This is a genomic window from Melioribacter sp. (assembly GCF_049325435.1).
GTDB lineage: Bacteria > Bacteroidota > Ignavibacteria > Ignavibacteriales > Melioribacteraceae > Melioribacter > Melioribacter roseus.
Window position 1 is genome coordinate 151,354 of the sequence record NZ_JBMOLD010000010.1, and the last position, 21,414, is coordinate 172,767.

At 43.0% G+C, this 21,414-nt stretch carries 14 protein-coding genes; all 14 read right to left on the reverse strand.

Annotation, left to right across the window (positions count from 1 at the left end; translation table 11 throughout):
* The 14 genes from ACOYVE_RS07465 to ACOYVE_RS07530 all read right to left on the reverse strand — a co-directional run bounded on the left by ACOYVE_RS07465 (nt 1) and on the right by ACOYVE_RS07530 (nt 21,402).
* Nucleotides 1-1,359 carry a GWxTD domain-containing protein gene (locus ACOYVE_RS07465; protein WP_014854964.1) on the reverse strand — a complete coding sequence of 453 codons (1,359 nt, stop codon included), beginning with the start codon at nt 1,357-1,359 and terminating at the stop codon, nt 1-3.
* 136 nt (nt 1,360-1,495) lie between these two features.
* Complete coding sequence (locus tag ACOYVE_RS07470; RefSeq protein ID WP_422881435.1) at nt 1,496-2,524, reverse strand: PorV/PorQ family protein; 1,029 nt, start codon at nt 2,522-2,524, stop codon at nt 1,496-1,498.
* A 20-nt stretch (nt 2,525-2,544) separates the two neighbouring features.
* Nucleotides 2,545-5,826, reverse strand: a complete 3,282-nt coding sequence (locus ACOYVE_RS07475; protein WP_014854966.1) for a T9SS type A sorting domain-containing protein — start codon at nt 5,824-5,826, stop codon at nt 2,545-2,547.
* A 31-nt stretch (nt 5,827-5,857) separates the two neighbouring features.
* The gene (locus tag ACOYVE_RS07480) at nt 5,858-8,866 is read right to left on the reverse strand and encodes a TonB-dependent receptor (RefSeq protein ID WP_014854967.1); all 3,009 of its coding nucleotides are present in this window, start codon (nt 8,864-8,866) and stop codon (nt 5,858-5,860) included.
* Between the two features lie 390 nt (nt 8,867-9,256).
* On the reverse strand, nt 9,257-9,580 hold the full coding sequence (trxA, locus tag ACOYVE_RS07485; RefSeq protein ID WP_014854968.1) for a thioredoxin: 324 nt from the start codon (nt 9,578-9,580) through the stop codon (nt 9,257-9,259).
* Between the two features lie 12 nt (nt 9,581-9,592).
* Nucleotides 9,593-10,735, reverse strand: coding sequence for an acyl-CoA dehydrogenase family protein (locus ACOYVE_RS07490; protein WP_014854969.1), 1,143 nt, complete (start codon nt 10,733-10,735; stop codon nt 9,593-9,595).
* 15 nt (nt 10,736-10,750) lie between these two features.
* Complete coding sequence (locus ACOYVE_RS07495) at nt 10,751-11,572, reverse strand: enoyl-ACP reductase FabI (RefSeq protein ID WP_014854970.1); 822 nt, start codon at nt 11,570-11,572, stop codon at nt 10,751-10,753.
* A gap of 84 nt (nt 11,573-11,656) precedes the next feature.
* Nucleotides 11,657-15,118, reverse strand: coding sequence for a DNA polymerase III subunit alpha (gene dnaE / locus ACOYVE_RS07500; RefSeq protein WP_014854971.1), 3,462 nt, complete (start codon nt 15,116-15,118; stop codon nt 11,657-11,659).
* 14 nt (nt 15,119-15,132) lie between these two features.
* A complete protein-coding gene (gene dut / locus ACOYVE_RS07505) occupies nt 15,133-15,588 on the reverse strand; it encodes a dUTP diphosphatase (RefSeq protein ID WP_014854972.1) in 456 nt (151 codons plus the stop codon).
* A gap of 93 nt (nt 15,589-15,681) precedes the next feature.
* Nucleotides 15,682-17,145 carry a lipopolysaccharide biosynthesis protein gene (locus tag ACOYVE_RS07510; RefSeq protein WP_014854973.1) on the reverse strand — a complete coding sequence of 488 codons (1,464 nt, stop codon included), beginning with the start codon at nt 17,143-17,145 and terminating at the stop codon, nt 15,682-15,684.
* A gap of 145 nt (nt 17,146-17,290) precedes the next feature.
* On the reverse strand, nt 17,291-17,701 hold the full coding sequence (locus tag ACOYVE_RS07515; RefSeq protein ID WP_014854974.1) for an acyl-CoA thioesterase: 411 nt from the start codon (nt 17,699-17,701) through the stop codon (nt 17,291-17,293).
* A gap of 25 nt (nt 17,702-17,726) precedes the next feature.
* On the reverse strand, nt 17,727-18,677 hold the full coding sequence (locus tag ACOYVE_RS07520) for an acetyl-CoA carboxylase carboxyltransferase subunit alpha (RefSeq protein ID WP_014854975.1): 951 nt from the start codon (nt 18,675-18,677) through the stop codon (nt 17,727-17,729).
* 6 nt (nt 18,678-18,683) lie between these two features.
* The gene (locus ACOYVE_RS07525; RefSeq protein ID WP_014854976.1) at nt 18,684-20,684 is read right to left on the reverse strand and encodes a glycosyltransferase; all 2,001 of its coding nucleotides are present in this window, start codon (nt 20,682-20,684) and stop codon (nt 18,684-18,686) included.
* Between the two features lies 1 nt (nt 20,685).
* Nucleotides 20,686-21,402: a polyprenol monophosphomannose synthase gene (locus tag ACOYVE_RS07530; protein ID WP_014854977.1), complete on the reverse strand. Its 717-nt coding sequence runs from the start codon at nt 21,400-21,402 to the stop codon at nt 20,686-20,688.
* Nucleotides 21,403-21,414 lie beyond the last annotated feature (12 nt).

Here is a 21,414-nt window from a genome sequence, read left to right on the forward strand (position 1 = left end):
TTATTGAGTAGTTCTTAATCTGTATTGCCAGTTGTCGTCCCGTACTTCGCCGCGTTTATCCGAATGGAGCAGCTCGTAATTTCCAAAACCCGTCACGTCGCCGAAAATAAAAGTAACGCCACCTTCAATTTGATTATAGAACCAGACTTCGTAGGGTTTCATATTCGATTGATTCGGGTATCTGTCGCGCTGGTCGGGTTCGCCGTAGACCAGGTAGACTCTACCGCGGTCGGTAAGATATCCCGGGCGAGAATAGTAGCTGAAGTTTTGATTTACGTATTCAACCCGTCTCATGTAATCTTCTTTAAATTCATTTACGGGCGTCGATGGGTCGGGATCTCTTCTTTGCCAGAAAGTAAAAAGAAATTCACGTTTGCCGTTCAAAGAATCGAGCTTTTTATATTGATTAATTTCATTGCCCGAAGCTATGTATTTAATCTGGTCGAACATCTTATCGCAGTCTTCCGCGTTCATTATTGCAAATTCGCTTCCGGCAAATCCCCGGTTAATTCTGTAATGAGTAGTCGTATCGACAAAATCAGGATTATAATAATAAAATCTCTTCGATGAAATATATCCCTGATTTGTTTTGTTGTCTACCAAACTTAATTTTAACGTATAGGAGTCGGTAGGCAATTTGGACAAGTTAAAAAACCCGATATCGACTGTAGGTTTGTCGTTTTGTGCGATTTTCCTCGACTGCCCTCCTACTTTATTGCCAATCCCGTTAAAGAGCTCTTTGTAAAGAGTAAAATCGGCTTGAGGGTCTTCGAGCTTCAAATTGTATAATTCCGCATAATAAAAGAGCACCGGCATTTTATTGCTAAAAATCATTGAAGGATTCGGAATTACTTCCAGAGTATTTTTATAGAAAATTGAATTCGGATTGGCCCCTTCTCTTTTTATATTCGTAGCAATTTGAATATCGCTCAAAGCGTATTTATCGTTTGTAAAGGGGATCGCCTCAATTGTCTCTCTAATCTCTTTATAAAACGAAGGTTTGTTTGCGTCGTAGGCTTTAATATATAAAGAATACTTACCTTCGGGCATAACCATACCGACAACGCCGGTATACGACTTAAGACTGTTGGCGGTATCGATCGTATTGGCAATTTTCCAATCTCTCTTAAAGAAAATAGTATCTGCGTTTGCATCTTTAATTTCAACATGAACGATTGCTTCGATTTGAAGATCCTCCGTAGCTGTCATTTTTGAGGGCATCAAATCGTAATAAAACTCGACATAAACAGAAGATGTGTCGTATTTGAATCGCGCGTAATCGAATTCGAAAGCCAGCTCGTCCTGAGCATAAATTTCAACCGCAAATAGAATAAAGAATATAGAAAATAACTTTTTCATTACCGGATAACCTCAATAATAATTTTCATTGTACATATTTAATGAAATGAAAAAAGATAATCAAATTTTTTGCGCCCCATTTAAAAAGCAGAAGCCCTCTGTTCGAGGGCTTCCAGCTTAAATTTATACAATCGTATCAAAGTCCTAAAGTAACAGTAAATACATGATTGTCGTTGAAGAACTTCATCTGTCTGAATGCGTAATCGAGTTTTAAACCGAGACCGCCTAGATTATAGTTGATACCGAAACCGGCGGACAAACCGAAAGTATTGCTGTCGCTGTCGAGTTCCGGCATAAACATATAACCGCCGCGGATGAAGAACAGATCGTTATATGCGTATTCTGCGCCGAATCTGTATTCGTCGCCGTAGAAGTTGCTGTTCTGGAAAACGCCGTTAACGATCAAAGAATTTGTCTCGTTGAACTGATAATTGTAACCCAATGCCAGTTCCAGAGTCGAAGGCAACTCAAATGAGGCCGCATCGATTTTGTAGTACTGAGTCGGTCTAGAAAGGTCGGTCGAAATAGCCTTTACGTTAAGACCGCTGCCGTCGTAATCCATTTGAGGACCGAGGTTTTTAAGCACAACTGCAAAGCTCAATCCGTCGATATTTCCGAGGTTTTGGTAAGAAATACCGAGGTTGAATGCAATGCCCGTAGCGGAAACGAGGTCTATTTTTTCGGATACTATATTAGTAGTAAGACCGACCGAGATACGATCGCTTAGCATTCGAGCATATGTCATACCGATAGTAATGAACGAAGGGCTGAAAGTTTGACCGGTACCGTCGGGATTCTGAACCGTAGTAACCGGGATATCGCCCACTGCAATTGATTTAATTGAGAATGCAAGAGCTCCAAGACCTTCGATATTTGTCGAAACAGCTCCGTATTCTACATTAATGTCGGCAAAATAGTTCATATGAGAAAAGAGAGCATAAGTATTATACTCGCCGCGAGCCAAATTTGCCGGGTTCCAGTAGAGAGATTCCACGCCCGTGGCGTCGACCAGAGTAGCTCCAGCCATCGACACACCGCGCGCGCCGACGGGAACCAGAAGCTGAGATGCCCCGGCAGTTCCATTACGACTACCACCGCCTGCAAAGAGGCTGCCTGCGGTGAATAGTGTTAATAGCACTAATGTTATTAAATTTATTTTTTTCATTTTCAATCTCCTTCAATTTTTTAGAATCGATCAAGAATTTGCTGTTCTTGAATTATAGCGACTTTGAGAATCTTGGTTTTTCCTAAATCCGGCATATCGATATGTACTACGTACAATCCGCTTGCTACCGGAAGGTCACTTTCATTGTTGAGATCCCATCTGAAGAATTGATCAGGCGTATCTTTATGGAGCGTTCTAACCAGTTGACCCGCCAGATTGAAGATACGGATTGTGGCTTTTTGCGGTAAGTGGTTGAACGTTACGAAACGCTGATACTTGTTGATTTCCTGCGGATTGACTCCGTAGTACGGGTTCGGGAATACGTTGATATCTTCAACGTCTTCCTTAGCCAGTTCGGGATCGTTCACAACTGAAGGAGCCTTGAAAGTATATTTGTCTTCTGCACTAATAGGCTTATTATAGTTAATTCTGATGACTGTTCCTGCCGGAGGCATTTGTCCGTCGCCGTCAAATTCGCATACAATGAATCTTCCGATCGGATAAACAAATCCGCCGTGGAAGTCTGCATTGTAATCATGTGCGTCAGGATCTACGTCAAATGCATAATTATAGGTTGCGCCTGCGCCGCCCGATTGCAAACATGCATTTTCAAATTGCAGATATCCTGCTTGTCCGGGAGTTCTGTCTTTCGGATCCATCCAATAGACCCAGTCGGAAGCGGGATAACCGAAATACGGATCTTCGCCGGTTGCCCAACCCCATTGGTCTGATGTTGCTACGTTGCTAAGAACAAAAGGTATCATTCTAAAATCATCCGACGGGTCGTCCGGAGTACCGATACCGATGTTCCAGATTTCAAAAGGTACTTTTGCAATCTTATCGTCTTCAAATGCATAAACAGCGTAACCGCCGTTTTCGGTCCATCTGAATTCATAGTCATACGGCGCTGCATAATTCACATAACGATAGAGACGGTCGATTGTACCGCTGCCGCCGCCGGCTCCAACATAATATCTGTCGCCGCCTGAGGAGTTCAAGCTGTGCCATACTTTGTTTCCTTTATACGGAGCGCCTGCGGCGTCGTATTTCGAAGGATCGAGCGGAGCCCCTGCGTATGCAACTTCCACCATACCGTCGCCTTCGCCGGGACCTTTAATCATAGCGGGAGCGTCCTGTACGCCAATCTGAATACCGTCAACGATAATAAACTCATTATCATCACCGAAATGGGTTTGATTAGCAAGAACAGTCTGTCCGTTTTTCAGCACATTCCACGTTTTGTTACCGTCTGCATCAACGTTGAATGTAACCGTATATTCGGCGCCAGTCAATTTTGTAGGATCAACTACGATCGGCGTTACGATGCCGTCGCTAAATCCTGCCGAATGGGTTACATCCAGTACCTGACCGGCTTTTCCTTCGTAACGGACGCCCGGTTTGGGAGTTTGCGGAATTACTTCAATAACGTTCATCGGATTTTCGAGCACTCTCGGAACCGCTTCGGGATCGGGATTATATGCATAAGAAGTAACCGCAAAGTAATATCTGCTGCCGTTATTCAGAGGCAATCCGCCTTTGAAGACGTCATTCTTAATGCTGATATATCTCTTAATTCCGGAATCGCTTCCGAATTTGACTACGCGATCCAAAACTACGCCAGCCGTAGCGTCGAATTCCTTATCGGTTATTTTAAGAACACCGTCGACAATATCATAAGTTGCTATTAAGCGAGCTTCGCTTGCTTGCGCATTTTTATTAGGCAATTGATATACACAATAGCCCTGGAATTCGAATCCGCCTTTCGAATATGATTCGGTGGCGTTAACTTTTGCAGGGTCGCTTCCCCATGATAAAATAATTTCTTGATCCATTTCTGCTACAACTACAGCCGGAGCCGGCGGAGGCGTGGGAACGTTAAAGAAGTTATCGTAAGCCAACTGCGCCTGCAAATCGTAGAATTTCAGCAATTGAATAGCTCCCAATCTGTCGACGCCTTCAATTGCACCTGCTGCAATTTCTGCAACTACAACTTCCTGAGTATCGCCGTAAGCCATTTCAAACGGACCTGAAACAGAACCCAAACGGCGGTCTCCAGGCGGATGGAGCATACCGTCAATCCAACCGGTTCCAGTTATAGGATCGCCGGCTAATGTAAATTTAGTAGGTTGACCTGTAGTAGGATCTGTAAAGGGGTCGCCGGTAGTGGATACTCTTCCTCGGAAGAGATTATACCATTGCAATGTACCTGTTTCATAAAGACCCTGGTCGGGGTCGCTGTATACGTTGTCGCCGTTAATGAAGAAATAGAAAGCGGTCATCGGTAAGTTTTTCTTACCCTGTACAAATTTGCCTTTATAGATAGCCACATCGTCAGCTTCTCCGTCTACAATCGGTCCCTGGAAAAAGTCGAAGCCTACTGCCGGAGGCGGAAGAGGATTATAAACTGCGTCGGTGGCATTAGCGTTGTAAGCATATCCCAAGCTCAATGTAGTATCGCAACCGACATAGTCGTCGCCTGCATCGCCGACGTCAGGGTCAGACCACATCGATACGTACATTTCGGTAAAAGGTTTTTGATCGGGATTTTTATTGATAATGATATATTTACGGAAGAGCATATTTCCCAGAGCGCCTGTTGCATTATAGCCCCAGATAGTTACCTGTTCTTCGATACCCATCGGAAGCGAACCGTACATAAAGTCGGTTTGAGCGGGGTCCAAATCGTTGCATACGAACCAGATTGTTTGATCTGCGCCCGGGACGCCTGGAATGTCGACTGAGGGATTATATTGTCCGTCGCCGTCAACGTCTTCGAACGGAGCGCCCTGGCTTGCAGGCCATTCGTTCCAGTCTTTTTCGTACTGAGCTCTAATAGCTTCGATCGAAGGACCGTCGCCGTCTGCCAATTCAGCGCTCAAATCGCCGTCTTTATAGTCTCTTCTTACGCGGTAGATCCTTACATCGGGATCACCCGGGTTGGCAGGAGTTCCGTCTGGCAATATTCTACCGGGAACAGTGCCCTGGCGATAAACCGAACCGCCTACGCGGAATTGACCGTCTACTTTACCGCCCCAAAGGAAACCCGACTGGAATACCGCTGTTCTGTTGCTTCCTTTTGGAAAAACGAATCCGGAATTACCGTTTTGATTGATATCGGATTCGCCGTCGTTTTTAAACCAAGTAGAGATATTATTGATATTGAATTTTGTATAAACGGGTTCGCCTAACGCTTTGTAAAGAGAATTGGCTTTTTTATCGCCTCCTCCCTTGGCAAAGGTTAGCGCGGTAAACGCCAACAACATCAGCGTCAAGTTAATTAGTTTAATTAATTTTTTATTCATGTTTTACTCCTCTTTTTTTCAAACTTTATGATTAGTATTCCAACCTGACACCTAATCTAATCTGACGAGGCGGTCCGTACATTAAATTAGTAGCCGCTCCCGGAACTCCGCCGTATCCTTCCTGATAATCGACATTAATGGCTTTATACAAGTCAATATATTTTTCTCCGTAAGTTGCAATCAACTGTTGCGACAATTCCGGATTGTAAATCACGCCGTCGTCTTCGGGAGAACCGGTTCTCAAGAATACGTTGCGGATGTTGAGATTATCGAAGAGATTAATTACGTAAACGTAAACATTCAGCGAAAGTTTATCCATAAGTCTGAATGTTTTGTCGATTCTCAGGTCTACCTGGAATTCGCCCGGTGTTGAGGAGCTGTTCAATGCTTCGATCGGTTGACGGAAGCGTGCGTCCGTCTCGGCATTCAATGAACCGATACCGCGCGTAAACGGGTGACCGCTATTGAACATTGCAAGCACGGATACTCCGAAATCGTGCAACAGAGCCGGACCGTCGTTCGGACCAAAACGATAATCGACGTTTACATTGCCTCTCAATGCCTGATTGTAGGAGAGAGGACTGATATACTTCGGTACAAAGATTGTAACACCGTCAAGAGGAGCGCCGACAATACCGCTGTTCGAGTACGGATTAGAACCTGTACCGCGCGCATCCTGGAACGACAACGAAGCGTTCATTGCCAATCTTTCGTATCTTCTCATAGTCAAAGTAATTTCAACGCCTTTTGTCGTAGCATAATCACCGTTAGTCAACACGTTATAGCTCTGGAATGCGGAATTACGATCTGTATTTTGGAGAGTAAACTGCACCTGATCTTTTATGTCTTTATAATAACCGGTAATATCGATCGACATGAAGTCTGTTAACTGCTGTGTGAATCCTAATTCATACTGTGTGGTTCTTGTCGGTCTGAGATTGAAACCGGCAGGCTGCGGAATAAAGAAACCGCCTTTGATTTCGAATCCGATTCTGTATAAACCTCGGTAAGCGGTATTCAAAGCAGGCTGCTGAATAAATTTTCCGAACTGGGCGTGGAATACGGTTCTATCCGTAACGGGGAACGAGAAGCCTAAACGAGGGCTTACTGCGCTGAAGGTAGGCACTTTTTCCCAGCCTTCTTCGTATAATTCGCCCGTAGTGGCATTAATGCCTAAATCAGGTCTTGTAGGATCGACCAATTTAAGATTGTCGATATCGATGTAATCGAATCTCACGCCTGCGTTGATAACGAGGTCTTCATATTCGATTCTGTCCTGAATGTAAGCGGCTGCAAAAACAGGTTTGTGAGGAGCGTCGAAGAAGCCGTCGTCAACTTTATTTCCAAATACATCGTAACCGTAATTATTAACGCCGCGAGTAATAAGAAGCTGACGTTTGTATGCGTTCAACGAAGCTTCGGTACCGTCGTAATTCGAAGAATTAATAAACTGATCGACCGAAGCTGCAAGTCCAACCTGCGAAACAGTACCGAGAGTCCAGTTTCTCAATGTATATGTTTGATATTCGCCGCCGACTTTAAATGAATGATTTTTTCCAACGAGGAACGACAAAGACGCATTAAGAGAAATTCCCTGTCTGTCGTTCTTTCCGTAACCTATCGGAACCGTTCCGTCTCGTACAAAATCGAAACCGTAAATATTTGCATAAGTCGGACTTACATATCTTCCAACGACGCCGTTGTCAATATCTTTGGGCGTTCTCGGGATTGTCCAGCCGGCTTCGGCATTCGCAACGCTGTCGCCGTATACCCAGATATTCGAACCGAGTCCGGGCGTATACTGTTCGTAATTAGAGAAGTAATATCCTGCCGATACTTCATAATACATCGAGGGCGTGAGCACATGCGTAATTTTCAGGTTTAACGCGCCGTTGTTCGATTCGTATTTGCCGCGTCTGGTTTGAAGCAGATCCTGAATAGCGCTGTATGCCGAAGTAGCTCCGTTTTCAGTAGTATAAGTACCCGAAAGTCTGATAAGGACGGGTTTAAGGTCGAAATTCAGAGTACCTGTATAAGTAATAAATTCGCGCTGTTGTCCTTTGAGAGGACCAGCCGGATAATAGAAATCAATTGTATCTCTAGAGATCGGGTCGCTTATAACGCCGAGGTTCATTCCCGGCCACGGCTGTGGTTCCGGATCTCTGTCGTATCTGTAGTTAACATTAGTAAAGAACTTTACTCTATCGGAGAAAAGGGGACCGCTTAACGTTGCGCTCTGTTCGTTGTATCCCCACCAGTGAGCTCCCAGGCGTTTTTCGCCGTCGAAAGCGTCGCTTTTGCTCTTGAATGTCACGTTGTCGGTAATGTATTCATAGCTTGCTTTAAGTTGAGGTCCGCCGGATTTGAATTGTTGACGAATAATACCAGCATTGGCGCCGCCAAACTCGGCGGTGTAACCGCCTGCCTGCACCTGAATTTCTTCAAGAGCGTCCTGCGAAATAGTAACGCCTCTTCTACCGGTAATTGGATTCTTAATAGAAACACCTTCCAGATAATATCCGACTTCGTCGTTACGACCGCCGCGGATATAAATTTCGCCATTCTGCAAAGTAACGCCTGCGGTCAAACCGATAATATTGTTAACGCCGCGGACAGGCAAAGCCTGGATATCTTCGCTTGACGTTACGCGAATAGCGTTAGTGTTATCCTTTTGTATTAATGGTTTCTGGGCGACAATCTCAATCGTGCCCACCTGTATGTCTTCGCTCGGAAGTTCGAAATTAAGTTCCGTAGTAAGATCGGCGCTTACACGAACGTTCGAAACCGTAACTGTTTGATAACCCAGATATGAAGCTCTGACCTCATAGACGCCGGGTTCCAGGTTGATTAGCAGATATTCGCCGTTAGCATCCGTAGCAGCGCCAGTGGTTGTACCCATAACGATCACGTTGGCACCGATTAACGGATCTCCGGTTTGCATATCTACTACTTTTCCTTTAATCCTACCTCTTGTTCCCGCCGATAGCAGAGCAGGAATAAGAGTAAGAAATAGCAAAAAGTATAAAATTCTTCGATGCATACTTTACTCCTTAATTTGTTGGTTTATAAAAGAAAGGATATCTGAAAGGTATTTCAGTAAACATAACTTGCAATATCTACCTCCTAATTTTGTGAGAAAAAGGAATTTATTTGAAAATCCCAACAAGCCCTAGATAAGTAAACGACACTATAAAGCTCCTTTTTCGCTTTGCTTTATAATAAGCGTTATTAATATAAAAGAATAACTTTAATTTTGTCAAGCTAATTATATAGTATTTTCTAAAAAAAACACGCAACCGCACAAATATATTCGCTCGAAACTTAACTATCAATTATATTTTCAACAAACAACTTCATAACAGAAATAATTATTTTTAATGATGTTATTAATTTAACCGGAATAAAAAATTCTTCTTAATAATTAAATTTACTATCCCAAAAGTTTTTCTAATTTTTCTACAAAAACGCTCTTGGGCACAGCTCCGATCACTGTGTCTACCACTTCGCCGTTTTTAAAGAAAAGCACTGTCGGAATGCTTCTCACGCCGTATTTGATTGCCGTTTGTTGATTTTCGTCGACGTCGAGTTTGCCTACTTTAACTTTTCCGTCGTATTCTTCCGCAAGTTCTTCAATTATGGGCGCGATCATTCTGCAGGGACCGCACCATGCGGCCCAAAAATCTACGACTACCGGTATATCAGATTTCAAAGCTTCCGCTTCGAAATTTCCGTCAGTAAATGTAAATGGTTTCATATCGTCTCCTTTTTATATTTTACCGTTTTTCTTTAAAACATGACGGGCTATAATGCCCTTTTGAATTTCATTTGTGCCTTCGAATATTCTGTTGATTCTCGAATCGCGATAGAATCTTTCAATCGGCATTTCACGCGAGTATCCCATTCCTCCGTGAATTTGCACGGCGTAATCGGCAATCTTATCGAGGGCTTCCGAACAGAACAATTTTACAATCGCCGATTGGTGCGAAATGTCTTTTTTCAAATCGTAATCGACCGCGGTACGATAGACCATCGATTCCATAGCGTAAATCAGAGACGCCATTTCCGAAAGCATAAATTGAATTGCCTGGAAATTGGCTATTGTCGTGTCAAATTGTTTCCGTTGTTTTGCATAACGAGTCGAAAGTTCGAGAAGTTCTTTTGAAGCTCCGAGACATGCCGCTCCGAGTCCCAATCTGCCGGCGTCCAAAGTTTTCATGGCAAGTATAAATCCCCTGCCTTCCTGACCTACCATATTTTCTTTCGGGATTCTTACGTTATCGAATGTAATCGGATTTGTAGTGCTGCCTTTAATGCCCATCTTCTTTTCGGGTGGACCTGCCGAGAATCCCGGTCGGTCTGTTTCGACTATAAATGCAGTAATCCCTTTTTCGGTTCTTGCAAAGACCGAGACAATATTCGCTATTCCGCCGTTTGTAATCCAGAGCTTTTCACCGTTGATCACCCATTCTTCTCCGTCGAGATGGGCGCGCGTTTTCAGATTGAACGAATCGGAACCCGCTTGAGCTTCGGTTAGACAAAATGCGCCAATCTTCTCGCCTTTTGCAAGCGGAACCAGATATTTCTGTTTTTGTTCTTCGTTTCCGCCGAGATAAATTACATTAGCGCCAATCGATTGATGCGCGCCGATAAAAGTCGCTGTCGACATACAGCCGCGCGCAATCTCTTCCTGCATAATACAATATCCGACTTCCCCGAAACCGCCGCCTCCGTATTCTTCGGGGAACGAAATACCGAGCAATCCCAATTCTCCCAATTTTTTAATGAGGTCTTCGGGAATTTTTTCTTCGGCGTCGATTTTTGCAGCAATCGGTTTGATTTCGTTATCAACAAAATCCCTTACCATGCTGCGGAGCATATTTTGCTCTTCAGTAAAGGCGAATTCATTCATTTTAACGTCCTGTATCTATTTATGGCTTGATTTATCGCCGATATAATTTACTATGTATTCGCCGCCGTCGACGCCGATTACATTGCCCGAAATCCAGTCGCACTTTTCGTCGCAGAGGGCGACAATTGCCCGGGCTACGTCTTCGGGAGTTGTGAGGCGTTTTTGCGGATTTTTATGTTCAGCCGAATAGAGCATTTTATCGAAGTTAGGAATTTTACGCCCTGCAGGAGTGTCGGTAATACCGGCCATAATAGCATTGCATGCAACCTTCATATGTCCGAGTTCCACGGTTAATTGTCTTATGTGCGCTTCTAGCGCAGCCTTTGCAGCCGAAACAGCTCCGTAATTCGGAATTACCGTATGCGAACCGGCGCTAGTCAAGGCAAAGATTCGTCCGCGCTCGGCAAGCAAATTCCTGAAGACCAACCCTTGCGTCCAATAAACCAAAGAGTGCGCCATAACATCGAGAGTCATACTCATTTGAGCCGGAGTTATACATTCGGACGGACTCGAACCGATATAAGGTTTCAATGTGCCGAAAGCTAAAGAGTGAATCAACACATGAACTTTATCGCTCTCTTTATCGGAGGCAAAGCGCTCTTTGATTTCGTCGAGCGTATCGTTAATTTTAATGTGATCCGCGGCGTTTATATTAAAGAATACTGCTTGCTGTCCTTCTTTTTCTATCTTCTTAATAATTTTATTAACATTAGGCATTGTCGCCTGGCGGTCGAGATGGATTCCGAAAATGCTGTAGCCCGCTTTAGCCAACTCGACTGCGGAAGCGCCGCCAAATCCGCTCGAAGCGCCTAAAATTAACGCCCACTTCTTTTTCATTTACCTTCCCCTAATTGTTAGATGTGGTGCAAACTTAAGAAAATGAAAAAACAATTCAAATCTTTCTTAATTAATAAATTTTTATTATGAAGTTATGTAAATAATGTTTTCGCCGCCCAGCAGTTTTACCAATTCCGCAATCAACTCGTCATTCAATTCGATTTGATAATCGATAATATAGTCGGTATGATTGCCGTTGTCTTTTATTCTGATCATGACGGGGATGCCGCCGCCGTATTTATCAAATAGATTATGCAGTTTATCCACGATAGTATCGTCGTGTGTTTTTGAGCTTAGAATTATACCGAGCCGTTTAGTCAATTTGTTTCTTGCTTCCGCAAGGTCGTAAACTTCTTCCACCCGAAGTTTAACTGCGTCGCCGCTGCTTTCGGCTTTCCCAATAATAATAACGGTCGATTCCGATTCGATTAATTTTCCGTATTCCTTAAAAGCTTTCGAAAACATAATGCATTCGCAACTGCCGTAATAATCGTCGAGGCGGAAAAAAGCCATCTGGTTGCCGTTCTTGTCGGTTTTGATATTAACGTTTGTAATAACTCCGCAAGCTCTAACGACATCGCTCGGTATTGTATTAGGTTCGGCGTCGAGATGAAAAGTTGCAAACGACCTGTACTCTATATCATATTTGTTAAGAGGGTGGTCGCTCAAATAAAAACCGAGCACCTGCCTTTCCTTGGAGAGTCTTTCCTTGCTGTCCCACGGCTCGACGTCCGGTAACCGAGGTTCTTCATAAGTAAATTCTTCTGTGGCTTCAGCGAACAGACTGCTTGAATGCGATTCGCGCGCTGTTTTAATCTTAGCGCCGATATCGATGGCTTCTTCGATAGCCGCGAAATGCTGAGCGCGCGTTCCTCCAAGTGAATCGAAAGCTCCGGCCAGCACAAGCCCTTCGATCGCTCTTTTATTTACAATGCGAGTATCTACGTGAGAGCAAAAGTCGTAGATGCTTGTAAAATCTCTTCCGAGACTTTCGTGCGCTCTTTTGATTTCTTCGACCGCCTGAACGCCTACGTTTTTAATTGCCGCCATGCCAAAGATTATCTTTTTGTCTTTAACCTGGAAATTAACCGTAGGATGATTAATGTCGGGCGGCATTACTTCAACGCCAAGCTTGCGGCAGTCGTCGAGATATATGGTAATTTTATCGGTGTTGTCGAATTTATTCGAAAGGTTGGCGGCAAGAAATTCTTCCAAAAAATGGGCTTTCAAATAGGCGGTTTGATACGCCACAATACTGTATGCGACCGCGTGACTTTTATTAAATCCGTAATTGGCGAATTTGTCGATAGCCTCGAAAATCTCTTCGGCAATGTTTTTGTCGATATTATTTTCGACGGCGCCTTTGATAAATTTATCGCGCTGCTCTTTCATCGCCTGGAGGTCTTTCTTGCCCATTGCGCGACGGAGCAGATCGGCTTCGGCAAGACTCATGCCGGCGACTTTATTTGCAATCTGTATTACCTGTTCCTGATAAACAATAATGCCGTAGGTTTCTTTGAGAATCGGCTCAAGCACCGGATGCAAGTATTTAATTTCTTTCCTGCCGTGTTTTCTGTCGATAAAATCGTCGATATAATCCATCGGACCGGGACGATAAAGAGCGTTCATTGCGGCAAGGTCTTTTATGCTGTTCGGCTTAAGTTTGCGCAGGTATTCTCTCATGGGAGCCGATTCAAACTGGAAGACCGCCGTCGTTTGACCTTTACCGAAAAGCTCGAATGTTTTTTCGTCGTCTATCGGAATATTTTCGATGTCGATTTCGATACCGCGGTTTTGCTTTACGAGGTCGATTGTGTCCCGGATAATCGACAACGTATCGAGACCGAGGAAATCCATTTTAAGAAGACCTGCGTCTTCAAGGTCTTTCATATTAAATTGCGTAACTGTGGCAGTTTCGCCCTGGTCTCCGTAGATAGCAAGCGGCACGTAATCGCTTACGTCCCCCGGTGTAATTACTACGCCGGCAGCGTGTTTCGACGCGTTGCGATTCATACCTTCGAGTATTTTAGCATGCCTTATCAATTCCTGCATCATCGGGTCGTCGGTATTATTGAGCCATTTTAATTCCGGCACTTCCTTCAAAGCCTGGTCGATAGTATAAACTTTGCCGAATTTCGAGGGGATATATTTTGTGATATTCTCCACCTGCGGAATCGGTATTTTCAAAACGCGCGCTACATCCCTTATAACCTGTTTGGAAGATAAACGGTTGAAAGTTATTATTTGAGCTACCGAATTTTCGCCGTATTTTTCCTTAACATAACTGATAACTTCGGCTCTTTTGTCGTCCGCAAAGTCGACGTCGATATCCGGCATCGACTTTCTTTCGGGATTCAGAAAACGTTCGAAGAGCAAATCGTATTCCAGCGGATTAACGTTCGTAATACCGAGCGCGTAAGCAATAAGACTGCCGGCGGCGCTTCCTCTGCCCGGTCCGACGGGAATTCCCCGTTTCCTGGAAGCGTTGATAAAATCCTGAACAATCAAAAAATAACCGGCGTAGCCCATTTTGATGATTACGTCGAGCTCATACTTCATTCTGTCTTCGATTTCTCTCGTAACCTTTTTGAATCGTCTGTGCAACCCTTCATAAGCCAGTTGAGTTAAGTATTCCTCGAGCGTTTTAGCTTTCGAATCTTTAGGTATCGGAAAGACCGGATAGTAGTGCCCTTTGAATTCGAGTTTCAGATTTATCTTTTCTTCGATTTCGAGCGTGTTTTCGATTGCGCCTTTGTACTTTCCGAAGATTTTTTTCATTTCGTCGGCGGATTTGAAATAAATCTGATCGGTGCCGTACCTCAATTCTTCATAATTCGAATTGCCCGATTTATCGCCGAGCATTATTAGAATATTATGAGAAATTGCGTGTTCCTTTTCGATGTAATGAGTATCGTTAGTGGCTACGAGTTTAATCCCGAGCTCGCTTGCCAGTTTGGGCATGCCTTCGAGAATCGGTTTTTCGATATCCATTCCGTGATCCTGGATTTCCAGGTAAAAATCTTCTCCGAACAATTCTTTCAGTTTGATTGCGGTATCCCTGGCTTTATCCCATTCGTCGTTTATAAGAGGAGTGGAGATTGGACCGGCGGGACATGCGGATGTACAAATCAAGCCGTCCTTGTATTTGCTTAAAATTTCCCAGTCGATGCGCGGTTTATAATAAAATCCTTCCGTATGACCGATGGTGGAAATTTTCATAAGATTTTTATAACCGACTTCGTTTTTAGCAAGAAGCAGAAGGTGGTTATAATGCTTCGAGCGTTTTCTGCCGTCGGTGATATCGGCTTTCTTTTCGAAGCGGCTTTTTTCGAAATCGACATAAGCTTCCATGCCGATAATCGGTTTGATTCCGGCTTTAACCGCTTTTTTATAAAACTGAAGAACGCCGTACATTACGCCATGATCTGTTAAAGCGACGGCGTGCATATTATTCTTAACAGCCGCGTCAATCAGGTCTTCAACTCTGCAGGCGCCGTCCTGTAAACTGTAATGCGAATGATTATGAAGATGTATAAAATCCGACATTAATAAACTTCTCCTTATTTGCTGCCCGTATGACCGAAACCGCCTTCGCCTCGTACGCTTTCGTTAAGCTCTTCAGTTTCAAGAATATCGGCATAATAAACTTTTGATATAACCATTTGAGCGATTCGGTCGCCGCGGTTTATTACAAAATCCGAATCCCCGAAATTGAAAAGTATAACTTTAATTTCACCCCTGTAATCCGAGTCGATCGTTCCGGGCGAATTCAATACTCCGATACCGTGATTTGCCGCCAAACCGCTCCTCGGTCTTATCTGAATTTCGTATCCTTCGGGAATTTCGGCGCGTAAATTTGTAGGCACCAGAGCAACCTTTCCCTTTTCGATTATCAATAAGTCTTCCACTGCGGCTCTTAAATCGAGTCCGCTGCTTCCCGGCGTGGCATAAGCGGGCAATTCTATGTCGCTAAATTTTTTATCTATTCTTTGAATTTTAATTTGAATTTTTTCCACGACAGATCCACAATTTATTGAGAGGTTTGTATTTAAAACCAAGAGAGTTTAATGACAAAGGTACAAAATTTAGAAGAAAAATTTAGGGGGAATTTATTTCCTTTTTACAAGGCGTTTCGTTAAAACGGATAATTCATTGATATCGACAATTTTTGCGATAAACAGAATTGTAACGAATACAAACAGAAGAAGGATTTTGACTGGAATGTTAAGAATACCGTTATAATATAACAAATAATAAGCCACAGTAGCGGAAAAGATCAATGACATCAATCTTGCAATTTTACCGTATTCGTATTTTATGCGGTAAACTTTTTGAGAGAAATAAAAGAGAGCAAGAGCCATTGTAATATAACTGAAAAGAGTAGCCAGAGCCGCTCCCATAATTCCCCAAAAAGGAATTAACAGGAAATTCGAGACAATATTTACAAGGGCGCCGCTTCCCGTCACTATCGGAAAATATTTCGTTTTTTCTTCGATATAAAGCCCCGCCTGAAAATTGACGTACATCCCGTGGAAAATGTAAGCTAACAAGATTATGGGAACTATCGCCAGACCGCTCCAGTATTTATAACCGATAAGACTTACTCCGCCCCAAAAGCGAATTGTGGCTATATCTTCAATGAACAACGACAGCACAATCCACATTAGAGACGCGGCTATTAAAAACAAAGTCAATACTTTTGAAAATATTTCCTTGGCGTTTTCTTCTTTTGAATTAATAAGTAAAAAAGGCTGCCATGCAAACTGGAACATCTGCACTATCAGCATCATAAAGATTCCGAGTTTATAACTCGCCTGATAAATACCGAGCGTTTTTTCGTCGGTCAATGCCAGCACTATCGGACGATCCACCACCTGTACCAGAGTAGCGGCCATACTCGCCGGCAAATACGGTATTGCAAATTTCAACATAAGTTTCAAATATCCGCCGTCGATCCTGAATTCAAAATTTTTATAAATATCGGGAAGCAATACTATAAAAGAAAAAGCCGATGCCGCCAGATTGGCTATGAATATTGCTTCAATATCCATTTTTAATTTGAGTACAAGAACGAGATTCAATAATATGTTTAACGAAATGTTGCCGAGCTTGATCAAAGTAAACTTGAGCGACTTGCGCTGCAAGCGTAAATTTGCAAACGGCACTATCGCCAACGTATCGAAGAGAATTATGAATATCAGGTAGTTGTAAAGATGTTCGTACGTATTGGGAATTTCCATCAGCCGAATCATGCCGTCTTTTCCCAGGTAAAGAAGCGCCGATAAAATTAACGATGTAATCGTCAGGAAAAGATATGCGGTTGAATAGGTAAGCTTTTTGTCTTTGTCGGCGGCCGCCGAATTATATTTCATAAACGCGGCGTCCATTCCGTATATGAACACCACATTTAAAAACGCGATGTATGCATATATGTTCGAATAGATTCCGACATCCCGGGGCTCGAATACATTAGTGTAAAACGGCACCAGAAGGAAATTAAGAAATCTTCCCACAATAGTACTGATGCCGTAAATGACCGTGTCTTTTGTTAATTCTTTTATTTTATCGAACATAACAGATTGAAAATATTCGTTAAAAATTACGAAAAATAATTCACATTAACTTTCCAAGGGTTCGTGGTTCTTGTTTTGGAAGTTTTGGAGTTTTGGGGTTTTGGGATTGGATTTGGCGAGTTGAAATGCCAAGCAACTGCTATTTTCATTCGAAATATTTTTTCAAAGCCTCTACGTAAATTTTAGGAGGACGAACGGCTTTTTTGGTATCGGCTCTTATGAAGACGTGCGTTGTGTATCCCCTGGCAATAAGCGTTCCGTCTTCTTTGCGTTTGATTTCGTATTCGATATGGACGCGAGGCGAATGGAGTTGGCTGAGCGACGCGGTTATTTGCAGTATATCGTCGTAAGTGGCGGGCGAAAAGTATTGAACTTTCGCTTCGATTAGCGGCAGTTGATAACCGTTTTTTTCCACTTCCGAATATGCCAGTCCCGTCGAACGGAGCAGTTCCGTTCTGCCTACTTCAAAATATTCGAGATATTTGCCGTTATAGACAAACTGCATTTTGTCCGTATCGGCATAACGTACTCTGATTTCAGTTGTATAAGAGAGCATCTGCAGCAACCGTATTAATCAAAAATCATTCTTCGTAAACGCCCATTTTGCCAAATTTTTCGAGCCTGTTTTGTATTAACTTATCGGGTTTAATTTTTATAAGGGCGTTCAATTCTTCTTTGAGAATATCTTTAAGAATATCAGCCATTTTTTGGGGATCTTTATGAGCGCCGCCGAGGGGTTCCTCAATAATTCTGTCTATTATACCCTGCTCCAGCAAATCACCAGCGGTCAATTTAAGAGCTTCCGCCGCCTGTTCTTTAAAATCCCAACTGCGCCACAAAATACTGGAGCACGATTCGGGACTGATAACCGAGTACCAGGTATTTTGCAGCATTAAAATTCTGTCGCCCACGCCGATGCCGAGAGCGCCGCCGCTGGCGCCTTCGCCTATAATGACAACGATTATCGGTACTTTAAGCCTGCTCATTTCGAGAAGATTTCTCGCAATTGCTTCTGCCTGTCCCCGTTGTTCGGCTTCCAATCCGGGATATGCGCCCGGCGTGTCGAGCATAGTAATTACCGGTTTGTTGAATTTTTCCGCAAGTTTCATCAGTCTGAGCGCTTTACGATATCCTTCCGGATTCGGCATTCCGAAATTGCGGTACAGATTCGATTTTGTGTCTCGCCCCTTTTGATGACCGATTATCATTACCTTTTGACCGTCGAGTTTTGCAAAACCGCCGACAATCGCTTTATCGTCCTTAAAAAGTCGGTCGCCGTGCAGTTCCACGAAATCCGTAGTCATCATATAAATATAATCGAGAGTGGAAGGTCTTTCGGGGTGGCGCGCCAGCTGGACTTTCTGCCAGCGTGTTAAGTTCTGATAAATATTCTTTTTCAGTTCTTCTACCTTTTCTTCTAATTTTTTCACTTCACCCGAAATATCGAGTTGTCCCTCGTATTTTTTCATTTCATCGATTTTATTTTCCAATTCGACGATTGGCTTTTCGAAATCGAGCGTATTTTTTGCCATTCTTTTTTACTCCGTCCTTAATATCATTTTGGAAAATGTTCTGCCCAGTATTTCCAGGTCGAGCCAGATATTCTGGTTCTTAGCGTAAAACAGGTCGAGACTTTTTAGTTCCACTTCGTCGTCGGGATTAATATTTTCAACATACCAGAGCCCCGTCAATCCGGGTTTGCCTACGTAGAGGTCGCCGTAATACGAACTCTTTTTGGGACCTACAAAACTCTTCCTGCCTTTAAGTACCTGCGGAATTTGCAGAACAAAATTGCTGAAATCCCCTTTAGAGCCTTTTCCCTTCCTGAATTTTTCGGCTAAATATATGAAAGGATATATTAATAGCAAAATGAAGATTAAACTCAAAATTTTATCGAATATCAGTTTCGTAATACGATGCCCGAATGAAGAAATGTTATAATTAATTTTTAAGAGCGGCAGATCTTCGAGCATCGTTACCGAAGATTTACCCACAAGATAGTCGAGTTCTTTTCCCGAGACCATAAAATCGACATTTAAACCCTGCGATTCCGAGACAGCGTAAAATATCTGGTCGTAATTAATTTCGTCCGATGAAAAGATTACCTTTTCAATTTTATGTTCGGCGATTACTTTCCGTAAATTATCGAGCGACCCGATTACTCTATAACCGCCTACAACATCTCCTATTTTCTTTCTGTCCGTGGATATAAAACCGGTTACCTGATACAACGAAACTATATTCGATTTAAGTTTGGAAGCCAGCTCGGCCGCTTTGGCGGGCGAAGCTACAATAAGGGTTCTCGCTTTGCGCGATTCGCTTACAAGTCCCAAACCCGTAGAAACTTTTAAAATAATACGCCATAAAGAAAAAGTAATAAAAGAAAATCCGTATGTTATCAACACCACGGCGCGGCTGAAAGCGAATTGTTTGAAGAAATATGTCAATGCGGAAAGTATTATCAATCCGTAAACGAGGGCAATTAAACTTCTAAGAACCGACAGCGCGTTTTTCTTGTACGCTCCCGCAGCGGCGGAAATAAATATTTGCAATAACGCAGGAATAAAATAGACCCACGGTTTTGCATAGCCGGGAAATCCGAGCCAGTGTTCGTTGGCATATATTTTTTCCGCAAGGTAAACCGCTCCGCTCATCAAAATAAAATCGAACAGGACGCTTAAAAGAATAAGCTTATAGACATTGGCAAAAGCAATTAATTTGCGGACGAAAATGGCTAACCTCAGGATTCCCTGCACAATGAACGACGACGACAAATGCTTTTTGACGAAGAGATGCATTGCATCGTAAAAATATTTCGTTTCGTCTATACTGCTCCTTTTTGTACTCTCGCCTTTGTAATGAAAAATTTCAGTCGAGTGAACGTAATAAACTTTATAACCCGCCTGTTGAGTTCTGTAACAGAGGTCGAGGTCTTCGCCATACATAAAAAACTGAGGATCGAATCCGCCGATTTTTTCGTAAACTTCGCGCCGCAACATCATAAAAGCGCCGCTCACCGCATCCACTTCGTACGTTTGATTTTCGTCCAGAAAAGTAAGGTTATATCTTGCGAATAATTTGCTTTTTGGAAAGAGACTGCTAAGTCCCATCACCTTTGTAAAAGACGTCCAGGGTCCCGGGAAACTGCGCCGGCAAGCAAGTTGCAGCGTGCCGTCCGGATTTAAAACTTTGCAGCCGGCTATACCGGCGTTGGGATTCTTATCGAAAAAGTCGATCATTTTCCTGAATGTATCCTCTTTCACGATAGTGTCCGGATTGAGTAAAAGTAGATACTTGCCGCGCGCTTTTTCCAGAGCAATGTTGTTCGCCGCTCCGAAGCCTAAGTTTTTTTCGTTGGCAATTAAAATTACCTCCGGAAATTTGGTCTGAATGGCTTCAACGCTGCCGTCTTCCGAAGCGTTGTCGACCACAATCGTTTCAATCGAAAGGTTATCAGACGCTTTGCGTATCGATTCGAGCAGATTGAGAAGAAATTCCTTTACGTTATAATTTACTATGATTATTGAAAGGTCGATCATTTTAATTTTTCAGTCCGAGTAAACTTTGAAAGCGAAGTTTCCAAACCATGAATACGGCTTCGCGCACAATCTTGCGCGACATTTTTGACGTACCCTGCACTCTGTCGGCAAAAGTAATCGGAATCTCCGTAATCTTGAAATTCTTTTTCCACGCATGAAAATTCATTTCAATCTGGAACGAGTATCCGTTCGATTTGATTTTGTCGAGATCAATAGACTGAAGCACCTCGCGCCTGAAGCATTTGAAGCCTCCCGTTGCGTCTTTGACCGGCATACATGTAATAACCCGCGTATAAACATTTGCAAAATAACTCAACAACAATCTGCTTATCGGCCAATTGATAACTCTTACGCCGTTAATATAGCGGCTTCCTATAACAAGGTCGTAATCTTTGATCTTTTCGAGAAAATTCTTTATTTCGTCGGGATCGTGCGAAAAATCCGCGTCCATTTGAATTACTGCGTCGTATCCGTTTTTAAGCATAAACTTAAAACCTTCGACGTATGCCGTGCCGAGTCCCGATTTTTTTTCTCTTTTAATAAGAAAAACCCTGCTGTCTTTATCGGAAAGTTCCTTTACGTAGTCCGAAGTTCCGTCGGGCGAATTATCGTCGACAACCAAGACATTCAATTCGGGATATTTTTCGAGAATATAAGGAATTAGCTTCCTGACATTATCGAGCTCATTATAAGTCGGTATGATTACAAGAGTTTTCATAATTAATCTTCA

What these genes read in the sequence shown, in the direction of transcription:
- ACOYVE_RS07465 (WP_014854964.1), bottom strand. Translation starts at nt 1,359, where the DNA reads ATGAAAAAGTTATTTTCTATATTCTTTATTCTATTTGCGGTTGAAATT.
- ACOYVE_RS07470 (WP_422881435.1), bottom strand. Translation starts at nt 2,524, where the DNA reads ATGAAAAAAATAAATTTAATAACATTAGTGCTATTAACACTATTCACC.
- ACOYVE_RS07475 (WP_014854966.1), bottom strand. Translation starts at nt 5,826, where the DNA reads ATGAATAAAAAATTAATTAAACTAATTAACTTGACGCTGATGTTGTTG.
- ACOYVE_RS07480 (WP_014854967.1), bottom strand. Translation starts at nt 8,866, where the DNA reads ATGCATCGAAGAATTTTATACTTTTTGCTATTTCTTACTCTTATTCCT.
- trxA (WP_014854968.1), bottom strand. Translation starts at nt 9,580, where the DNA reads ATGAAACCATTTACATTTACTGACGGAAATTTCGAAGCGGAAGCTTTG.
- ACOYVE_RS07490 (WP_014854969.1), bottom strand. Translation starts at nt 10,735, where the DNA reads ATGAATGAATTCGCCTTTACTGAAGAGCAAAATATGCTCCGCAGCATG.
- ACOYVE_RS07495 (WP_014854970.1), bottom strand. Translation starts at nt 11,572, where the DNA reads ATGAAAAAGAAGTGGGCGTTAATTTTAGGCGCTTCGAGCGGATTTGGC.
- dnaE (WP_014854971.1), bottom strand. Translation starts at nt 15,118, where the DNA reads ATGTCGGATTTTATACATCTTCATAATCATTCGCATTACAGTTTACAG.
- ACOYVE_RS07510 (WP_014854973.1), bottom strand. Translation starts at nt 17,145, where the DNA reads ATGTTCGATAAAATAAAAGAATTAACAAAAGACACGGTCATTTACGGC.
- ACOYVE_RS07515 (WP_014854974.1), bottom strand. Translation starts at nt 17,701, where the DNA reads ATGCTCTCTTATACAACTGAAATCAGAGTACGTTATGCCGATACGGAC.
- ACOYVE_RS07520 (WP_014854975.1), bottom strand. Translation starts at nt 18,677, where the DNA reads ATGGCAAAAAATACGCTCGATTTCGAAAAGCCAATCGTCGAATTGGAA.
- ACOYVE_RS07525 (WP_014854976.1), bottom strand. Translation starts at nt 20,684, where the DNA reads ATGATCGACCTTTCAATAATCATAGTAAATTATAACGTAAAGGAATTT.
- ACOYVE_RS07530 (WP_014854977.1), bottom strand. Translation starts at nt 21,402, where the DNA reads ATGAAAACTCTTGTAATCATACCGACTTATAATGAGCTCGATAATGTC.